This window comes from Yimella radicis (genome assembly GCF_054778255.1).
Genome location: NZ_BAAGZR010000019.1, coordinates 1 through 3,147, shown reverse-complemented (window position 1 = coordinate 3,147; position 3,147 = coordinate 1). Strand labels below are relative to the sequence as shown.

Sequence of the window (3,147 nt, the reverse complement as noted above, 5' to 3'; positions counted from 1 at the left end):
CGCCGGCTGCACTGAATGATCTGGGCTTGTGGGTCTGGGTTGGTGTGGGTGGTGGTGGTGCTGTGTGTTGTTTGAGAATTGCATAGTGGACGCGAAGCATCTGTAGTGCTCTGTGAAGTTTTTTTGTGTAAGTTTTTAAGAGCGTACGGTGGATGCCTTGGCACCAGGAACCGATGAAGGACGTAGGAATCTGCGATAAGCCTCGGGGAGTCGATAACCAGACTGTGATCCGAGGATTTCCGAATGGGGGAACCCCGCACCATTCATGTGGTGTGACCCATACCTGAACTCATAGGGTATGTGGAGGGAACGTGGGGAAGTGAAACATCTCAGTACCCACAGGAAGAGAAAACAAGAGTGATTCCGTGAGTAGTGGCGAGCGAAAGCGGATGAGGCTAAACCGCGGTTGTGTGATACCTGTCAGGGGTTGCAGTCGTGGGGTTGTGGGATCGTTCTTACCAATGCTGACATGTTGGTGGGCAGTTAGAAATGGCGCGTGTAGGCGAAACATCTTGAATGGTGTACCGGAGAGGGTGTAAGTCCTGTAGCCGAAACATGTGTCACTGTCTTGGACGTGTTCCCAAGTAGCACCGGGCCCGTGAAATCCGGTGTGAATCTGGCAGGACCACCTGCTAAGCCTAAATATTCCCTGGTGACCGATAGCGGACTAGTACCGTGAGGGAAAGGTGAAAAGTACCCCGGGAGGGGAGTGAAATAGTACCTGAAACCGTGCGCTTACAATCCGTCAGAGCCTCCTTGTTGGGGTGATGGCGTGCCTTTTGAAGAATGAGCCTGCGAGTTAGTGCTCAGTGGCGAGGTTAACCCGGGTGGGGTAGCCGTAGCGAAAGCGAGTCCGAAGAGGGCGTTTTTAGTCGCTGGGTCTAGACCCGAAGCGGAGTGATCTACCCATGGCCAGGTTGAAGCGACGGTAAGACGTCGTGGAGGACCGAACCCACTTAGGTTGAAAACTGAGGGGATGAGCTGTGGGTAGGGGTGAAAGGCCAATCAAACTCCGTGATAGCTGGTTCTCCCCGAAATGCATTTAGGTGCAGCGTCACGTGTTTCTTGCCGGAGGTAGAGCTACTGGATGGCTGATGGGCCTCACCAGGTTACTGACGTCAGCCAAACTCCGAATGCCGGTAAGTGAGAGCGTGGCAGTGAGACTGTGGGGGATAAGCTTCATAGTCGAGAGGGAAACAGCCCAGATCACCAGCTAAGGTCCCTAAGCGTGTGCTAAGTGGAAAAGGATGTGGAGTTGCTGTGACAACCAGGAGGTTGGCTTAGAAGCAGCCACCCTTTAAAGAGTGCGTAATAGCTCACTGGTCAAGTGATTCCGCGCCGACAATGTAGCGGGGCTCAAGCACACCACCGAAGCTGTGGCAATCACACAACACCCTGATTTCAAGCCTTGTGTTTGTGGTCCAGGGGTGTGGTTGGGTAGGGGAGCGTCGTGTGGGCAGTGAAGCGCCGGAGTGATCCAGGCGTGGAGGCCACACGAGTGAGAATGCAGGCATGAGTAGCGAATGACGGGTGAGAAACCCGTCCGCCGAATAACCAAGGGTTCCAGGGTCAAGCTAATCTGCCCTGGGTAAGTCGGGACCTAAGGCGAGGCCGACAGGCGTAGTCGATGGACATCCGGTTGATATTCCGGAACCGGCGAAGGACCGCCCATATCGAACCAAGGGATGCTAACCACCCGAACCATCATGTTCGTACGCCTTCGGGTGTGCGTGTTGGTGGGGAGCGTGGGACCCGATCTTGTAGTAGGTAAGCGAGGGAGTGACGCAGGAAGGTAGCCTCCGCGGGGCGATGGTTGTCCCCGTCTAAGACTGTAGGCCGACTGGTAGGCAAATCCGCCAGTCATTCAGGCTGAGAGTTGATAGTGACCACATATGTGGGAAGTAGGGTGATCCTATGCTGCCGAGAAAAACTTCTAGCGAGGTTCGAGCCGCCCGTACCCTAAACCGACTCAGGTGGTTAGGTAGAGAATACTAAGGCGATCGAGTGAATCGTGGTTAAGGAATTCGGCAAAATGCCCCCGTAACTTCGGGAGAAGGGGGGCCCAATCCTTGAAGTGACTTGCTCACTAGGGGTGAGGGCCGCAGAGACCAGGGAGAAGCGACTGTTTACTAAAAACACAGGTCCGTGCGAAGAAGTAATTCGATGTATACGGACTGACGCCTGCCCGGTGCTGGAACGTTAAGGGGACCGGTTAGCCTTTGGGCGAAGCTGAGAACTTAAGCGCCAGTAAACGGCGGTGGTAACTATAACCATCCTAAGGTAGCGAAATTCCTTGTCGGGTAAGTTCCGACCTGCACGAATGGCGTAACGACTTCTCCACTGTCTCAACCGCGAACTCGGCGAAATTGCACTACGAGTAAAGATGCTCGTTACGCGCAGCAGGACGGAAAGACCCCGGGACCTTTACTACAGCTTGGTATTGGTGTTCGGTACGGCTTGTGTAGGATAGGTGGGAGACTGTGAAGCATGCACGCCAGTGTGTGTGGAGTCAACGTTGAAATACCACTCTGGTCGTTCTGGGCTCCTAACCTCGGTCCGTGATCCGGATCAGGGACAGTGCCTGGTGGGTAGTTTAACTGGGGCGGTTGCCTCCCAAAAGGTAACGGAGGCGCCCAAAGGTTCCCTCAGCCTGGTTGGCAATCAGGTTTTGAGTGTAAGTGCACAAGGGAGCTTGACTGTGAGACAGACATGTCGAGCAGAGACGAAAGTCGGGACTAGTGACCCGGCGGTGGCTTGTGGAAGCGCCGTCGCTCAACGGATAAAAGGTACCCCGGGGATAACAGGCTGATCTTGCCCAAGAGCTCATATCGACGGCATGGTTTGGCACCTCGATGTCGGCTCGTCGCATCCTGGGGCTGGAGTAGGTCCCAAGGGTTGGGCTGTTCGCCCATTAAAGCGGTACGCGAGCTGGGTTTAGAACGTCGTGAGACAGTTCGGTCCCTATCCGCTGTGCGCGTAGGAAACTTGAGAAGACCTGTCCCTAGTACGAGAGGACCGGGATGGACGAACCTCTGGTGTGTCAGTTGTTCCGCCAGGAGCACCGCTGATTAGCTACGTTCGGAAGTGATAACCGCTGAAAGCATCTAAGCGGGAAGCACGCTTCAAGATGAGGTTTCCATGCCCCTT

Annotated in this window: 1 rRNA gene; it reads left to right on the top strand. The window is 54.8% G+C overall.

The annotated features are described in order from the left end of the window. Positions 1 to 125 precede the first annotated feature (125 nt). Positions 126 to 3,147, top strand: a 23S ribosomal RNA gene (locus tag ACYU8W_RS11580); the annotation flags it as partial.